This window comes from Methyloprofundus sp., from assembly GCF_965251085.1.
Lineage (GTDB): Bacteria > Pseudomonadota > Gammaproteobacteria > Methylococcales > Methylomonadaceae > Methyloprofundus.
Map to the genome: position 1 here is coordinate 2,560,237 of NZ_OZ252594.1, position 17,597 is coordinate 2,577,833.

General features: G+C 43.2%; 12 protein-coding genes. 5 read left to right on the plus strand and 7 right to left on the minus strand.

Annotation, left to right across the window (positions count from 1 at the left end):
* Positions 1–345: 345 nt before the first annotated feature.
* Positions 346–2,067, plus strand: a complete 1,722-nt coding sequence (tnpC, locus tag ACQY3F_RS11835; protein WP_428355055.1) for an IS66 family transposase — start codon at positions 346–348, stop codon at positions 2,065–2,067.
* Positions 2,064–2,921: a Druantia anti-phage system protein DruA gene (locus ACQY3F_RS11840; RefSeq protein ID WP_428355056.1), complete on the plus strand. Its 858-nt coding sequence runs from the start codon at positions 2,064–2,066 to the stop codon at positions 2,919–2,921. The genes tnpC and ACQY3F_RS11840 overlap by 4 nt, the downstream gene beginning before the upstream one ends.
* 201 nt (positions 2,922–3,122) lie before the next feature.
* Here the strand turns inward: ACQY3F_RS11840 and ACQY3F_RS11845 are convergent, their stop codons facing one another.
* The 4 genes from ACQY3F_RS11845 to ACQY3F_RS11860 form a co-directional block, all read right to left on the minus strand.
* Positions 3,123–3,698 (minus strand): CDP-alcohol phosphatidyltransferase family protein, encoded by a 576-nt coding sequence (locus tag ACQY3F_RS11845; RefSeq protein WP_428355057.1) that lies wholly within the window; start codon positions 3,696–3,698, stop codon positions 3,123–3,125.
* Complete coding sequence (locus ACQY3F_RS11850) at positions 3,695–4,765, minus strand: fatty acid desaturase (protein ID WP_428355058.1); 1,071 nt, start codon at positions 4,763–4,765, stop codon at positions 3,695–3,697. The genes ACQY3F_RS11845 and ACQY3F_RS11850 overlap by 4 nt, the downstream gene beginning before the upstream one ends.
* 80 nt (positions 4,766–4,845) lie before the next feature.
* Complete coding sequence (locus tag ACQY3F_RS11855) at positions 4,846–7,020, minus strand: iron-containing redox enzyme family protein (RefSeq protein WP_428355060.1); 2,175 nt, start codon at positions 7,018–7,020, stop codon at positions 4,846–4,848.
* Positions 7,013–8,761 carry a carbamoyltransferase family protein gene (locus tag ACQY3F_RS11860; RefSeq protein WP_428355062.1) on the minus strand — a complete coding sequence of 583 codons (1,749 nt, stop codon included), beginning with the start codon at positions 8,759–8,761 and terminating at the stop codon, positions 7,013–7,015. Before ACQY3F_RS11860 ends, ACQY3F_RS11855 begins: the two co-directional genes overlap by 8 nt.
* A gap of 587 nt (positions 8,762–9,348) precedes the next feature.
* Here ACQY3F_RS11860 and ACQY3F_RS11865 point away from each other — a divergent pair.
* The 3 genes from ACQY3F_RS11865 to ACQY3F_RS11875 all read left to right on the plus strand — a co-directional run bounded on the left by ACQY3F_RS11865 (position 9,349) and on the right by ACQY3F_RS11875 (position 12,555).
* Entirely contained in the window at positions 9,349–10,254 is a 906-nt protein-coding gene (locus tag ACQY3F_RS11865; RefSeq protein ID WP_428355063.1) for an IS110 family transposase, read from the plus strand.
* A gap of 562 nt (positions 10,255–10,816) precedes the next feature.
* Complete coding sequence (locus ACQY3F_RS11870; protein ID WP_428355065.1) at positions 10,817–11,638, plus strand: ABC transporter permease subunit; 822 nt, start codon at positions 10,817–10,819, stop codon at positions 11,636–11,638.
* A complete protein-coding gene (locus ACQY3F_RS11875) occupies positions 11,635–12,555 on the plus strand; it encodes an ABC transporter ATP-binding protein (RefSeq protein WP_428355067.1) in 921 nt (306 codons plus the stop codon). The genes ACQY3F_RS11870 and ACQY3F_RS11875 overlap by 4 nt, the downstream gene beginning before the upstream one ends.
* 631 nt (positions 12,556–13,186) lie before the next feature.
* On the opposite strand, the gene ACQY3F_RS11880 is transcribed toward ACQY3F_RS11875, so the two are convergent.
* Genes ACQY3F_RS11880 through mfd form a run of 3 tightly spaced genes read right to left on the minus strand, consistent with a single transcriptional unit; the run spans position 13,187 to position 17,420 of the window.
* Positions 13,187–13,444, minus strand: coding sequence for a hypothetical protein (locus tag ACQY3F_RS11880; RefSeq protein ID WP_428355068.1), 258 nt, complete (start codon positions 13,442–13,444; stop codon positions 13,187–13,189).
* On the minus strand, positions 13,441–13,971 hold the full coding sequence (locus ACQY3F_RS11885; protein ID WP_428355069.1) for a CsiV family protein: 531 nt from the start codon (positions 13,969–13,971) through the stop codon (positions 13,441–13,443). Before ACQY3F_RS11885 ends, ACQY3F_RS11880 begins: the two co-directional genes overlap by 4 nt.
* A complete protein-coding gene (gene mfd, locus ACQY3F_RS11890; RefSeq protein WP_428355070.1) occupies positions 13,968–17,420 on the minus strand; it encodes a transcription-repair coupling factor in 3,453 nt (1,150 codons plus the stop codon). Before mfd ends, ACQY3F_RS11885 begins: the two co-directional genes overlap by 4 nt.
* Between the last annotated feature and the right edge of the window lie 177 nt (positions 17,421–17,597).

Sequence of the window (17,597 nt, forward strand, 5' to 3'; positions counted from 1 at the left end):
AACTGCTCGCTTCGCACTTCGCTACACGTCTATTCTTAGAAATCATGACATATCCTTGGTTTCGCAATTCCAAAGTCTTTTACCAGTCCTTTAAATCCTTTTACATTATAACTCCTACGCTGACTGCGCCTATTAAGCCATTTGTAAAGAAGTTGCCAGACTCGGTAAACAAAACTGTTTAAGCTTTGATAGTTTCCTCGAACACCGCAGTAATTATAATAACCTTGTAATTTCCTATTCAGTTTCATAAATAGAATCTTCGTAAATATTCGACTAACCCATCTATACAGCAATAAATAAAAAGAGTACGGAACACATCATCCAAAACCCTGTATAAAGGTGTTCATGGAAAGTGCCTCCCAACATTCAGCAGCGTGTCCGCAACGCATAGAGACAGGAGAAATCACAAAGTCTCCCTTTGCTCAAATTGTCATTGAACTGACACAAGCAGAGTATATACAGCTTAAATGGGATGCAAACTATTGGAAAGGACAGTATCACCAGGTCAAACAGAAAAATGAAGATCTTAAGCTAGAGCTTGAATCTGCACAGGCACGCATTCGAGACCTGAAACAACGCCTATTTGGCAAAAAAACTGAAAAAGGCGTTGCCAAGAGAAATAGTTCTGGAAGACATAATCATACTGATACACCTCGGCCTCGTGGCCAGCAAAAAGGTAGCAAGGGACACGGGCGCACTCCCCGTCCTGATTTGCCGATTATTGAAGAAGAGCATGACATTGCTGCTGAAAACACGTTGTGCCTAGTTTGTACAAAACCCTACAAGCTTCTGTCACAGACAGAGGATTCAAATATTGTTGAAATAAAGGTTAACAGCTATATTCGTCGTGTCAAACGAAAGGTGTATGTTCAGGGCTGTCAATGCGAGGGAGTCACCGGATTGATTACGGCTCCTCCTGCACCACGTCTTATCCCCAAAAGTGGTATTGGCATCTCGGTATGGAGAGAAGTTCTGCTTAACAAGTTTCTGTTCTCACGAGCACTCAATAATTTGTGTACAGATTACACACATCGAGGTCTATGCATTGCCCCTGGCACACTCACGGGTGGATTACAGAAGATAGCTCCGCTATTCGAACCGCTCGTCAATGAACTGGTTAAAAAACAACTCACCGAAGATCTATTCCATAATGATGAAACCGGCTGGAAAGTGTTTGAAATCATAGAGGGAAAAACGGGCTACCGCTGGTGGTTGTGGGTCACTCAGTCCCGTTCGGTAGTCTATTACATACTGGCACCTAGCCGTAGTGGTGATATACCCATCAAGTATTTTTCCGGACTGGATAAACACCTGGAACAGGTCATTGTGGTCTGTGATCGTTATAAAGGTTACATTCGGCTGGCACGGGAAATTCCACAGATCATACTGGCTTTCTGCTGGGCACATGTCCGCCGTGACTTTCTGGATGCCGCCAGAAGCTATCCGAAACTTGAAGCATGGATGCTTGATTGGGTCGAACTCATTGCCGAACTCTATCATCTTAACAAGCAACGCCTGAAAGAGTGGGACGAAACAAAAAGCCTGGAAACCCAGAATCAAGACTTCAAGCAACACCATCAAGCCCTTGCACAGGCAAGCCAAAAGATGAAAGAGCGCTACGCGCATTTACTGGAAGCGGAGAAAGAGAACAAAAACCTAGAGCGCATTCAATGCAAGATCCTAAACAGCCTGAATAACCACTGGAAAGGATTGATGGTATTCGTACTCAATCCCCAGGTACCCATGGACAACAATACTGCTGAGCGGCGTATGCGTAATCCCGGTATGGGGCGTAAAAACTATTATGGTTCAGGGAGTCAATGGAGTGCCAGACTGGCAGCCATGATGTTTTCACTGTTTCAGACAATCCTGTTATGGGGATTGAACCCACATCACTGGCTTCACGACTATCTAGATGCCTGTGCGAATAATGGTGGGCAGCCTCCCTCAGACATCCGCCCGTTTATTCCCTGGATGATGAGCGAGTCGCGTAAACAGCAGTTGAGCAAACCCTTGCCTGAACTGACTGCGACTCCACTCGAGTCAGAACAGCCCCAATCACCATGACACGGTATTGTGGACGAAACTTTAGCGAGCAGGAACTGGAACAGATGCGGAAATTGATTGCCGAGGATGCTGGGCGCACGCGTGCCGAACTTTCGCGCCTGACCTGCAGGATGCTTGATTGGTACAAGCCTGATGGGGGGCTCAAGGATATGTCATGCCGTGTTGCCATGCTGCGCATGGCAGAAGATGGACTTATCGCTCTGCCGCCACCACGGCGCAAACCACCCCCGCGACAGAAACTCAACTTTACTGAACAGACGGACCCGCAACCAGCGATCCTCCGGCCTGTTCATGAACTTGCGGCCATCCAGCTTTGTCCAGTCATCACCCGTGATCATTCACGACTATGGAATGAGTACATACATCGCTACCACTACCTGGGGCACAAGCCGCTACCCGGCGCACAGCTTTGCTACTTCGTCATCCTCGACGAGCAAATTATTGCAGCGCTCGGTTTTAGTGCGGCCGCCTGGCAAACGGCACCACGTGATCAGTTTATTGGCTGGAGCCACGAACAGCGGCAAAAAAACCTGCCGTTAGTCGTGAACAATGCCCGTTTTCTGATTATGCCCTGGGTGAAATCCAAAAATCTTGCTTCCACTATTTTATCCATGATAGCTCGTCGCCTTCCTACACAATGGGAAGAGCGTTATGGCATCCGTCCGGTGTTACTGGAAACTTTTGTTGATACCGAGCGATTTGCAGGGACTTGTTACAAAGCCGCCAACTGGATCTACGTAGGTAAAACCAAAGGGCGCGGCAAGTTGGGACCTGCTGGTAAACAAAGCGTACCCATCAAAGACTTATGGCTTTATCCGCTGTGTCGTCAGTTTAGAAGCCACCTAACTCGCTGATTCTAGGTAGTATGTGTTGGTCGAATATTTACCGGATTTATAGTGCAAGTTATTGATTTATTATAATACTTTAAAAAAATATTAGCTTCACCCATAGGTTAAGTAGGTATTTTTTTGAAGTGCTTGGAATCAAGAGCTTGTGCTAGAAATTGTGGGCAACTGATTTTTCCAGGTTAAACAATGCACCATGATTCCATACACTTATTTTTGCTGTAATACATGCCAGAGTGTCCCCACATTCGATTTTAATTCCTTTAAACATAACGTAATAGCAACCTCTTCTATAGCGGCTAGCGCATAAATATAGACAGAAACCCTCAGAGGCCAGGCAATATCAGCGAGAAACAAGGGATATAGCGATGCCCCGATGGAAACGGCCGCGATTTTCACTCCCCAGGTATGATAACTGGCATACGCACCGAATTTAATCATTCCTACAATTGCAGGAATTAGATAACAGGTGATAATCCCATATAGATAAAGATCCTCGCGGTGAACTATGTCCGACCATAACCACCATGTGCCAAAACCGATCGTTAAATAAGTTGCCAAGTCAGCCCAGGTATCAAGCCTGGCACCAAACTGAGTAACCTGTCCGGTAAGGCGTGCTGCTAATCCATCCAGAATATCTGACAAAAATGCAACCGTCAGCACTGCCATAAAAGCCAATCCATAACCATTCCATGCCAGATATAACATAATAGGCGCAGTAACAAAGCGTACCCCAGAAAGCAGGTTCGGCAGGGTCAGTAAAAGGCGAATATGGGCAAGATTCATACTCTCATCTGGTGTAGATAATTATCCAGTATCTCCGCTGACACGCGCCGAAAGGACTGGTTATGCAATTTTACCCAGAGGTTCGTCACTAAATACCCTCGGGGCATTGTAGGCCCTTGAGCAGAATAGCTAATCTGTTGAAATGGGCGGTATGATTGCTGATGATGCCCAATATGATTAGTCAATCCAACTAAAGCATAGTCGGATAAACTGGATTGATTAACCCAGGCCAGGGTTTTATCCGCCTTACCCTGCTCCAGCCCCCAATGCTGGTAATAATTAATAGTTTCCAGTAAACGCACGCCTGCAAGCGCCTGGTAGAGAAAAATAAAGCCAGCAGCCCAGCCAAAATTAACAACAATCAATAGTACCAAAGTAACTTCAACCAACAAACCTCGCAATACCGAATTAGCTAGCATCTTATAATGATAGATAGGCGTATGCTCTAAACCCAGACGCTGTCGTTCAAAATTCCAGGCATATTTAAAGTGCCCCAAGGTCACTCGCTGCCAATAGGCTTTAAAACCCTCGTTTAGTTTTGCGGTCGCAATATCATTCGGAGTTGCCACGTTTAAATGGTGGCCTTGTAGATGGGCAATAACAAAATGCTCGTAACAAACTGTATATAACAGTAGCCTTCCTAATATCTGCTGATGTCTTTGGCGGCGGTGTATTAATTCATGCGCAACTATCAGTGCTGAACTGCCCGAAGTAGTTCCCACCAGAATTCTTAAAACGATAAGGTTGATGATCGCGTTGCTAATTTCTGCAACAGAACCCCATTGCAAGTGGCTGGCATAGTTGAGCAATAAAGCGATATTGAGAAATTGCAGGAATGTCAGAGTATATAAAATAGCATCATAAAATCCTGCTACGACCCGCTTTTTTTTTCTTGTTAAATTAACCTTAGGACTAAACCAGTCGAGCACAATCAACAGCCACAGCGGTATAGTCCAGGCCAGTGCCACTAATGCGTCGTGCGGGCCGGTGAATAAAAACAACAGCACACAAAGCGGTAAAAACAAGCTGCTTAGATATTTCAAATGGTCAAACATTTCCGACCTCATGTAACGTTATACTTTGCGCGGTCAAGACTGCTCGAAGTATTTGTTTATTTTTATTATGCTTAATCTTATCAGGATATTTGCTATTGCCTATTTTTTACACTGAATTTATTGCATAAATACCCAACCGGCAAACTCAGTTTGAAACGCCCCCCGACAAATCGTAAAGAAGCATAACCGCTATAAATTCGCCGCCAGTGCTGATCTAACAAGCTACGATCCGCAGACTGATTTAAAATCTCATCCATATACAATTTTATGGTTTTTTTTGCCAGAAAAGTATGTCCCGAGGCGGCGTTATCAATAGAGATATGAATATTAGCAATGCTCGGATCGATACCCCAATAATTCCAGTCATCGACCAAACTCATGTAGCTCTTACCTAATCCACTTAATTCAATAGCCATATTTAAACCCAGCAATTCAGGTAAAAATTCTGCGCTAAAACTGGATAGAGACAACATATACACCGGCAGATCGAAAGCACTATTTATAAACCCAGGATGCTCAACAAATGACCTGCTATGCACAGGCGGCAGTTTGATGGCTAAACTCTGCAGTAATTGCTGAAAAATATAAGGGTGGTTTTGTTCTAAAACACCATTACCAACTTCATCACAATAAATTTTGAATAAAATCTCAGAGATTTCAGGGTGAGCGTGTTGCACGGCCAAACTGTTCTGTAGCCAGCAGCCGTCGATTAAAATCATCGGGGCGATTTGCTCCAGTCCCCAGACATAAGCTTCTCGGGAAATTTTTGGTTCTCCCTGCAAAGGCTGATAAGCACCCATTTCCTGTTGATAAATAGCATCAATATAACGATCTAGCTGTTGATGGCTGTAGTGCTTGAAAGGCGGCCCGTTAAACCAGGCACAGGCCTGCAAACAATGGCGTACTTTTTTTTGTGCCGTCGCTAATACATCCGGAAATAGATCCGCATTGGCGAGATAATAATACAGTTCTCTATTACTTAGTTTTGCATAGTGATTTTGCGCCTGCTTGATAACTGGTGCTGGCTCACTTTCACTGGTTGATGTACCTTTTGGCTCTTCGAGCTTATACGCTGTTTGCTCATTAAGACTTAGGCTAATCCAGTTTTTAATAATCTCTAATTCACTTTGATCCAGAACACCAAACATTGGCCCTTTGAAATCAAATAACTTTAACAGTAAGCTGGCTTCCGGGTTTTGTTGATTCACATAATCAGATTCTATTAGCGCCTGCAAAAATGCATGGCTATTTTCAGGCAATTCAGCAAACCAGGTATCTAGGGGCTTTCCTTGCAGTTGAATTTTCTGATGATGACCTATCGCTGCCGATGCTTTTTGCTGCAATAGCTGAATAGCTGCCTGCTGGGTAGATAAAGAGCTAGCTAAAAACTGCTGCAGCCCATCTCTGCAGCTCTGCATTTGACGATGATACAACCAGAATCCATTTTGTATTCTTTGCCATAGCGGCTGCTTTTGCCCAGGAAATAAAGCCAGGTAACTTGATATACATGCTTGCAATGGCAATAACTGTTTGCGAGCTTGCTGTTTGCTAAGCGCATAAAATGCATTTGCCTCAGGCTGGTCTGGAAAACAGCTTTCAAGTAATGTGGGCATCTGGCAATACGCCAGGGTAAAACCAAGTATTTCAGCAAATAACACACGAGGAAATCGCGCTAAAGCAAGTTGAATGCAGGCAAACTCAAAGGTTTCCGATACCCACTCAGCTTGCTGACAATAATCATAGCTATGCAAAACCGGAGGCTCATGACCACAAGACAAAAGCAGCGCACGGTACAACTGCGTAATATCAGCTCCTTGTTGCCCTGCCCCGACCAGCTGTAGGTATATCGACATAACAGTCACTGTCACTTTTGTTTTGCTACAAGCAATCTGAGAAATATTTTCTAGCCAGCAGGGTGAGGTTAATTGAATCGCTGCTAGTTGATGAGTTAGCTTACAAAAATTGTCCGGTGTCTGCAGTGACTTAGGCAAGGGAGAGATTTCAGGCGGAATGAGTCTAGCGACCCAGCCATCAACTTGTTCACTGTCTTGCAAGACTTGATAGGCCGGGTTCAATTCATTTAGAGACTCACTTACAAAGGCATATGCATCAGGCATGACTTGCTGATTATTTCCAGATTGATTCAACAAATAAAATAACTGCCGCGCGCCTAAAGCTGCCTTATCAGGCAGGTTTCTAGCACTTTCTAATTGCTGGGTATATAGCAAGCCCAGAGCAGGGTCAAAAGCATGTTCTGACTTATTCATTACGCGGCTTACTTATTAAATAGTCATTTACCACCAAGACATCCAGGCCTGTGCTTAAAAATACCGCGAGTGCATCATCCAGTGAATGAACCAGTGGCTTGCCCATCACATTAAAGCTGGTATTCAATAACATCGGGATTTGAGTTTGTTGATAAAAACTTGTTATCAATTGATAAAAGCGCGGATTCCATTCCTCCTTGACCGTCTGCAAACGCCCCGTGCCATCAACATGGCATACTCCTGCTATGTGTGCCTGCTGTCTATCGCGAATGCGTAAGGTCTTATCCATATACGGAGATTCCTGGTATTGCTCAAAAAATTCATCTGCATACTCATGCAGTACCGAAGGCGCAAAAGGCCGAAAGCTTTCGCGAAATTTCACCTTTTGATTAATATTATCTTTAGTCTCAGCAAATCGAGGATCAGCCAGAATAGAACGATTACCTAAAGCTCGCGGGCCGAATTCTGCCCTGCCCTGTATCCAGCCAACTAGCTTACCTTGTGCCAGTAAATCCGCTGTTACTGCACAAATATTATCGGGTAAATGCTGGATATCCAGGGCTCGGTTGTAGCGCATTAAGTTTTTCACAGCAGCGTCACTAATAGTCGAACCCAAATAAGCAGATTGAATAACTGTATCTGCAATTTTCAAATCAGCTTGCTCATGATGCAGAGCAAGCCAGGCAGCTCCCAAGGCAGTACCATCATCGGCCGGCGCAGAAGGGATAAATACCTGGTTAAAATCAGTTCGCTCTTTTATCTGCCCATTAAAAGCCGAATTTAAGGCACAACCACCCCCTAAAATTAGGTTCTTACTGCCAGTCTGCTGCTGTAAATATTGCAATAATTGGGTCATTAATTCAGCGAAAAAATATTGCCCAGTAAAAGCTAAATCAGCCGCCTGAACGATAGGATCCTGATCATGCCGCCGGGATTTCTCCAGAGCTGCAATGCTTTTAAACAGGCTTTTAGACTGATGCAAGCAATCAAAGCCCTGCACGTTAATCGTTGTTTTTAATAATTCATACAACGCCTGATTAAGCTTGCCATAGGGAGCGAGTCCCATTACCTTCCATTCTTCACCCTTGAGCCAGTCAAAGCCACAAAGTTCTGTCACTTTCATATAATAAAACCCAATACTGCCGGTACCCCGGGTTTCATATAAACAATGTAAGCGCTGATCCTTGAAATGGTAAAAGCCCATAGAACCATTTTCACCGAAAGAATCAATGACTGCGCATGCAGACTCTGTATATGGACTGCTATAACAGGCAGTTGCAGCATGGGTTAAATGATGATGATAATCAACAAAGGAGACGTTACATTGAGGATAAAATTCACCCATAATACGCGCCAGATTTAACCCGGCACTGCCTATGTTATTGCGCTGGCTGGCAATCATATGATGTAACTGGTAATTGCTCAGCGGAGAGCGCAGCTTTTTAATACCCGTTTTCATTAAGCCATCTGCCTTTAAACAGCCAAGTGCAGCTATGATATTTTCGTATACAGGACGTTTTTTTCGCCAGTTACTGGCAATTACAAACGCTCCGGGATCAGGACAATATTGTTTGAGCAATTGCTGCACCAGCAGCAATGGATCGGCCGGACAATTTAACGCGCGCTTATTCTGTAGATAACGCTCTGTCGCCTCAGCAAATAATACCTTGCCCTGCTCATCAACAATTGCCAATGCAGGATCATGATAGGTAATCGAAAGGCCGATATAATATTTTTTCACAGTTCACCCTAAGCGTATGCAATATGCTACTGAGGAATGTATTGATAATAACATAGACAGGTTTTGAAATTTATGGATATTAAAATTGCTACTCGCATTTTGAGCTAACTTTTACACACACACAAAACATTCATAATAGGGTTATCTGGCTGCGTATAACTCACAAGTCTTTATCCTGGAAAAATCAGTTGAGCGCGAATTTCAGACCACCTGAACTCTAGGATAATAACTTGATGCCAATGCTTGATATGTAGGTTGGCGCTGAGCTTGCGAAGCCCAACAATCACTGTGCAATGTCATGTTGGGCTTCGTATACTCAGAGTATCTTGTATATTAAACATATCTCTTAAACACAGGATTATTTAACACAAAACAATTATAGTAATAACTGATTTTCTGGGGAAGCCGGCCCAACCTTAAGCCTTGAGCTTGTGCGTAGATTGGCTCCCCACCCTCGTCATCCATGCCGTGGAGTATCTGAGACCTGTAAGCGATGCTTCTGAGTCTGCATTCACAAGGACGGTAGGTGAAGTGTCAGGGTTGGGAAACCAGCGATCATTATAATACTTAAATATGAGATAAAAAAAATGAATAATATCGGAATTGATGTGAGTTGTAAGGAATTAGTTGTTGTCGTCATGGTTAATGGCAAGGCACGTAAAGCTAAATCCTTTGATAATACCCCCTTAGGTCATCAATCAATTATTCGGTCTTTAACAAAACTTAAAGGAGAAACAAAGGTTTGCATTGAGGCAACAGGGGTCTATCATTTTGATTTAGCTGTCGCCCTTAGCAGGGCTGATAATATTGAGGTGATGGTTATTAACCCTAAGGCTGCACACAATTTTTTTAAAGTATTAATGACACGCAGCAAAACCGATACGATTGATGCAGGGAATTTAGCTATTTATGCTGAAAGAATGCCTTTTGACGCCTGGGAACGTCCAGCCGATGAATGTATCAGCTTAAAAGCCACTGCGCGCCGTATTGCAGCTCTAAATAAGCAAAAAACACAAACTAAAAACCAGCTTCATGCTTTAGTATCAACCGTGGAAACACCTGCACTGGTCATTGAACAGACGGAAAAGTTGATTGATATATTAGATGCACAAATTAAAACCCTTCGCGACAGTGCTCTTAATATCATTCATCAAAATGAAGAGCTGGAGCAGGCTTATACATTAATCACTGGAATCAAAGGGATTGCACAAGCCTCAGCCGTACAAATACTAAGTGAGCTTATGATCTTACCTAAGGATATGACTGCTCGGCAATGGGTTGCTCATGCGGGGCTGGACCCAAGGATCTTTGATTCAGGGAGTAGCGTGTCTAAGAAGCCACGTATCAGTAAGGTAGGGAATAAATATATTCGCCAGGCCTTGTATATGCCTGCACTGGTTTCGAGCCGCTTCGAGCCAAATATTAAAGGCTATTATCATCACTTAATTGATGATAACGGCTTAAAAAAAGTACAAGCCGTCCGTGCTCTGTAATGCGTAAATTATTGCACGCCATCCATGGCATGTTACGGACGAATAAAGAATTTGATGGAGCGCGTTTTTATACGCTGCCCATAACTACAGATTCATAAAAAATATGAGTATTTGTAAATTTACGCTTGCGTTTTAATAGAGAACCTTGCACTTTAGTATCATCTAATTATCTTGTGAAAACGGTTAGCTTTTGATCTCTTTATGTCGAGATCAGGAGTTCTGAATTTATAGTGCAAAATATTGAATTTATATAATACTTTCAAAAATTTTTTAGCCTCACCCATATAGGTTAAGCGAAAAAATTTTTTTCAAACACAGTGGAATCAATAGCTTGCGCTAGAAAACGTGAGCAACTGATTTTTTTATAGCCCGTTATACCGCTTGCGGAATACGCAATATTCGTGGCAACTATCACACCATACGAGATACGCCTGCCTTATTACTCAGACTCTATGTAAAGCAGAACTTTAACCCTAAGGAATGTGCACGAAGTTGTTGTAGGTTATATTTCATGCACATTCTTAAGATACAATCTAAACCTAGCTAATAAGCAGGATAATATATGACCCCCGGTTTTCTAAGACACCTCGCACTCATCTGCCAGTTTGAGCTTAAAAGGTTTTTTACCACGCGTAAAGGCCTGCTCTATCTGATTACATTTGCTTTAATCTGGTATTTTATTTTGCTCTACCCGATTCGCTATGCAGCGGATTTTCTTGGCCAGCAGCAGAATTCACTAGAAGGTAATAGTATTTTTCAGTTTATAGGTTTTGGCTCACTACTCAACTGGAAGTTACCAGAACTGGGGGTGTACTGGCATTTTTCTCTTATTTTATTTCCATTACTCACCGTGATGAGCTCGGCAGATCAGACTAGTTCAGACAGAGAGCGAGGCACTTTGCGTTTTTTAAGTTTGCGAGTCAGCAGAGACAGCCTTTTTTTTGGCCGCTTTTCTGGTGCCATACTAACCCAGTCTATCTTGGTCCTTGCAAGCTTATTAAGCACTTTAGCTTTGATCACATATAGGGATCCTGCCTTATTACCCTTAGCCTTTGACAGCGCTACGGCAATTTTCCTTAGCTTAGTCATAGTCTTGCTACCGTTTACTGCGATGATGTCTGCCTTGTCTGCAACCGTTCAATCTGCCCGGCAAGTCACCGTCTGGGCTATTTTAATCTGGAGTGTATTCGCCTGGATTATTAGCATTTTTTCCGCCTACCTGCCTGCGCTAAATAATCTGAAATTACTGATTCCCGGTTATCAAATGTCTGCTCTATCACAACTGGCCGAATGGCAAACGCTGCAACTTGCCTATATTCCCTTACTCCAAACCATAGCGCTCTTAATCATTGGGCGCTGGATTATGCACAGGCAAAGCTTATGAATTCTCCGATAATAAAATGCAAAGATCTAAGCTATAGTTATTCTGGCAATGCAGCACTGAATCAAATCAGCTTTTCTTGTGAGTCAGCAGAACCCATTGGCCTAGTCGGCCCGAACGGAGCAGGGAAAAGTACCTTGCTCAGTATTCTTTGTGGTTTTCTGCAAAATATTTCAGGTAGCGTGACAATATTTGGCCATAAACCAGGCTCTCCTGCCCTGAGTGGTAGAGTCTCAGCCTTACCACAAGATGCACAGCTAGATCCGACCTTCTCGGTGGGAGAGCAACTCCAGTTTTACGCACGCTTACAAGGTTTAAGTACACAACAAGCCAGACTTGAAGTTAGTCGAGTACTAGAAGCGGTAGGCCTTAAAGATGCCTTAAAAGAAAAACCTAGCGCGCTCAGCCACGGCATGTCAAAACGCTCAGCCATTGCTCAAGCCTTAATAGGTAAACCCGAACTAATATTACTAGATGAACCCACTGCCGGATTAGACCCGGTTAATACGCGTAAAATTCGCGCAATTATCGCTGAGCTGTCACCCGCAACTAGCTTTATTATCAGTTCGCATGATCTTGCAGAGCTAGGCCGCTTATGTCAGCAGGTCTTATTGCTCGACAAAGGTATGATGAGCAGTATGCAATTAAATGCACCTGAAGATAACAGCCCTACCCGATTCTTTACCTTGCAAATGGAGCCTTGTCCTGCGACTGAGCTACTAGCAAAGCTGCAGCAAATCGCAGGTATTATTCAGGTTTCTAATCCACAGAAAAATGAGTTTATTATTGAGTATAAGACTGATAAGGATAGCAAAATGGATTTAAAAATCCTCACCTGTATTAGTGATAATGACTGGCAATATCGTCAGCTGAGCCAGGGCAAAACACTAGAAGAGAAATTGTTTTTTGACGGGGTGTAAGAAAGTTATTAACACCTATTTTCACCATGAAGCACATGAACCTAGAAAAATCAGTTGAGCGCGAATTTATAGTGCAAGATATTGTTTTCACAGTGCTTTCAAAAAATCTTAGATTCACCCGTAGGTTAATCGGGCATTTTTTGGAAGTGTTGTGGAATCAAGAGCTTGTGCTAGAAAACGTGAGCAACTGATTTTTCTAGGTTGAAGGTAATGAAGAAAAAAACAATTCTTAGATTAAACTAATAAGTGCAATTCATTATAAAATAAGCTTTCTCGGTATCAAAAATATATTCGTTAACCCGAAAAATTTTTAACAGAAATCTACGTTCAAACAAACTCCTGCTAAAGCTATACCCAGTTTGACCAGGTAGCATACAGAATGACGGTTTCTTATTCATAAAATCTAAACTCACTAATACCATGTTTTCTTCAAGCCCTTCATGGTGAAAAATCATTCCCACTGAGATTAGCTTTGCTCTGCTGAAAAGTGATAATTTTCATGCCAGACTATTTGCTATAAACTTCCTTCTGGGTTTGTAAAATAGCCACAGGTGCAGCCACCTGATTTTCGGCAAAAAAACCACCTGCTCTTTTAACAATTAACGATACTTATATAAAAGGGGCTAGAGCACTATTTCCTTTTATTTTCCTTAGTACACACGCCCGGTTGATAACCTATAACTTCAGCATGACTACACGCCGTACAGTCACTTGAATAGCTGGTAAATCGGCCACTCTCTTCCATGGCACAGACCGGTGCATAGATCATGGTACATACTTGTGGCCTTACTGCTGGGCAATCGCTTAAATCACTAGGCCTTTCTGGTGTGCTTTGACAGGCGCTTACTGATCCTAACAGCACTACATACACTAGATTTCTGATACTCATTGCAAACTCTCCATCTCTACAGGTGATACTTTCACCACGACCCCAAATTTTGGATGATCTAAATAATGAACTTCATTTAACAGCACCCGCCTTTTTTCATTTAACCGATAAATCACGCCTGCAGATTCTGGGGGACTGAATTCCAGATCAGCAATCACATGTAATAAGTTACCGCGCTGAATTTTTATCCAGCCAGTCAAATCTACTGCTGGCTCTGTAACTTCAATAGGTAAACTGATACTGCCGCTAGCAACCGGGATTTTCCATGACTGATAATAAAAGGGCTGATACGCACCTGCTCTTTTTAGTCGATTATAAGTACCTTGCAAAGTCTTAGCGCCCGTACTGGCTTGAGCATATCGAGAAACTGGCCTGATTAATGATTGGCTCTGAGCAAAGGTTTCAGTATTAGGAGCCTGCTGTTGAAACACCATCAGCTCAACCTGAAACCAGCGCTGGTTAGCCATAGCCAAGCTGGTAAAACAATATAGTAAGGCAGCAAGCTGAAACTGTAATCGATAGCTCATAAATCTTCTTCCGTTAATTGTGTTAGCAACGCACTAACAAACTCTATTTTTTCATCCGTTGTAGCGAATTTTTGTGTAAAGCGCAATTTATCTCCGCCTTCAAACTTATATATATGCGCTTGAGTCTGAATTAATATTAATAACTGCTGCATATTCAATTTAGGGTCGGCTGTAAAGAGTAAGCGCCCACCTTCACTGTAAACATCTATTTTCTTGATCCCAGCCTTATCCGCTTGCTGCTTTAATTCAGCTACCGAAAATAACGCTTTTACTTGTTCTGGTAACAGACCAAAGCGGTCTATCATTTCTATCTGTAGGTCGCGTAATTCTTCCTTTGTATCGGCACTGGAAATACGTTTATATAACACTAGCCGCGCATGAATATCCGGCAAGTAATCTTCCGGAATCAATGCCGCTGTATGTAGATCCACTTCAGTTCCAGTGTGCATCGGTGCATTCAGTTCGGGCTGATTTCCTGATTTCAACGCTTTAACCGCACGCTCCAGTAGTTCCGTATATAAAGTAAAGCCGATCTCCTGGATTTGTCCACTTTGACCATCGCCCAGTAACTCGCCCGCGCCACGTATTTCCATATCATGTGTGGATAGCAAAAATCCTGCACCTAATTCGCCCGATGCTTCCACCGCTTCTAGACGCTTTAAGCCGTCTTTGCTGATTAGTTTTTTCGGGATAATCATATAAGCATAAGCACGGTGATGTGAGCGCCCTACCCGGCCACGTAATTGATGTAATTGTGCCAGACCTAACTTATCAGCACGATTAATAATAATGGTGTTCGCAGTAGGTATATCGATACCGCTTTCAATAATTGTTGTGCTTAAGAGTACATTAAAACGCTGATGATAAAAATCCAGCATAATGCGCTCCAGTTCCCGCTCTGGCATTTGTCCGTGTGCGATTTCCACTCGCGCTTCTGGGACTAATTTTTCCAGCTCACGCGCCATCTTGTCCATAGACTTAACATCATTGTGCAAGAAGTACATCTGCCCGCCACGCTTAAGCTCGCGTTGGCAGGCTTCTTTAACCAATGAGTCGATCCACTCGGTAATAAAGGTTCTGATCGAATGCCGATTAGGTGGCGGGGTTGCTATAATCGAGACATCGCGCAGACCAGACATGGCCATATTTAAGGTTCGTGGAATTGGTGTGGCCGTTAGTGTCAACAAGTCCACTTCCTGACGTACCGCTTTGAAATGTTCTTTTTGACGCACACCAAAACGATGCTCTTCATCAATAATGACGATACCTAGCTCGCGGTATTGTATTTCTTTGGAGAGTAATTTATGCGTGCCAATCACAATATCGACCTTGCCTGCTGCCAGGTCTGCGATAATTATTTTTTGCTGCTTAGGCGTAACAAAACGCGACAAAACCTCTACTCTAATAGGCCAATCGGCAAAGCGATCACGAAAATTCTGAAAATGTTGCTGTGCCAGTAAGGTGGTCGGTACCAGCACCGCCACTTGCTTGCCACTTTGTGCAGCAATAAAAGCGGCCCGCATCGCTACTTCGGTTTTACCAAAGCCTACATCACCACAAACCACCCGGTCCATAGGCTGGCCTGAACTCATATCCTCAAGGATACTATCAATTGTAGTTTGCTGATCAGGGGTTTCTTCAAACGGAAAAGCATCGGCAAACGCTAGATATTCACTTTCCTGATAGACAAACGCATGGCCTTTATGCAATGCCCGTTTGGCATGAATATCCAATAATTCTACTGCCACATCATGGATTTTTTCCTGCGCTTTTTTCTTTGCTTTACTCCATTGATCGCCACCTAATTTATGCAAGGGTGCATTTTCCGGGTTAACGCCGGTATAACGACCAATCACATCTAAGGCCGAAACCGGCACGTAAAGCTTATCTTCATTGGCATATTCCAGAGTCAGAAACTCGGCATCAATATCACCAAACTGTAGAACCTGTAAGCCTAAATAGCGCCCCACGCCATGTTCCTGATGCACCACAGGCGAGCCCACGGTGAGCTCATTAAGATTATTAACAATCTTTTCCAACTGACATGCCGCTGATTTTTTGCGCCTGCGCCGTTGCTGTACCTTATCACCTGAGAGCTGACTTTCGGTAATAATCGCCAGGCCCGCCTTTTGTAGATATAAGCTATGATCTAGAGGCGCAACCACAATACAAGGAGAGTCATTAAGCTGTACAAACTGACCCCAACTTTCGACTTGCTTAACGCTGATCTTATAGCCGCGCAACTTATCGATTAATGCTTCTCTATGTCCCGCCGTTTCCGCGACAAACAGCACCCGACTGTCGCTATTTACGACAAATGCCTTTAAGCGACTGGCCGGTTCGCGCAACCGCTGATCTATAGTCACCTCAGGTAAACCAATACTTTCAGCCTGCCATGCATCGTCTGTTGTCTTAGCAATGATATTAATACGCCGAAACTGCTCTATATGCTGAATAAATTCATCAGCCTGTATATATAGCATTTCGGGCGCTAATAATGGGCGCTCAAGATCATACTTACGTTGCTCAAAACGCTCATCAACTTCTGCTATAAAATGCTGCGCAGATTGCTCCAGAGTTTCCGGCAAGACAAACGCGGTTGTGGGCGGAAGATAATCAAATAAGGTTTCTGTTTTATCGACAAATAAAGGCAAATACGCTTCAATTCCACTCGGCGTAATACCCTTACTGACATCCTGATATAAAGTATTATTTTGGTAATTTTCTGGAAACGCTTCACGAAATGACTGGCGAAAATGCTTGATAGCCTCATCAGTAAAAGGAAATTCACGCGCGGGGAAAAGCTGTATAGTTTGTACTTTTTCTAATGAAAGCTGGGTTTCAGGGTCAAAGGTTCTGATCGACTCGACTTCTTCATCAAACAACTCGATACGATACGGATATTTGCTGCCCATGGGGAACAAATCAATAATCGCGCCACGTACTGCAAATTCAGCATGTTGCACCACTTGCGAGACACATTGATAACCTACGGCTTCCAGTTTAATCCGGTTCAAATCCAGGTTAAAAATACTACCGATATTAATAGCAAAACTATTGGCTAAAATATGCTCTCTGGGTGCCAGACGATGCATTAAAGTTGCTACTGACAACACTAACGCGCCACGTGTCACTTCAGGTAATTTTGCCAGGGATTTTAACCGCTCAGAAACAATCTCGGGTAATGGAGAGAATACATCGTAGGGTAATATTTCCCAGTCAGGAAAATGCAAGATAGGGTATTCATCTTGCAAGAAAAAAGACAGTTCATGCTCCAGTCGCAACGCTGTCTGAGAATCAGCCGTGAGCACCACAAACAAGCGAGCTTCATTTTGAATCGCGGTCGCAATTGCCAGTGAATCAGCACAACCTACGAGACCCGCCCAGAAAACAGGCTGTTTTATTTTATGCGGGACTTTAGGTACGACAATAGCTTGAGCTTCTGACATGATAAAACAAATACAAGAATGATTGATTATATTAGATCGGATCAATATTTTATCAGGGAAAGGTGCAAACATGTACAGTGAGCAAGCAGAATCGTAAATTTTGTCTCTGCTTAACTCTGATCTATTTCAGAAGTAGTACACCATTCAACACAAAACCTGTAGGGCGTGGCTTTAGCC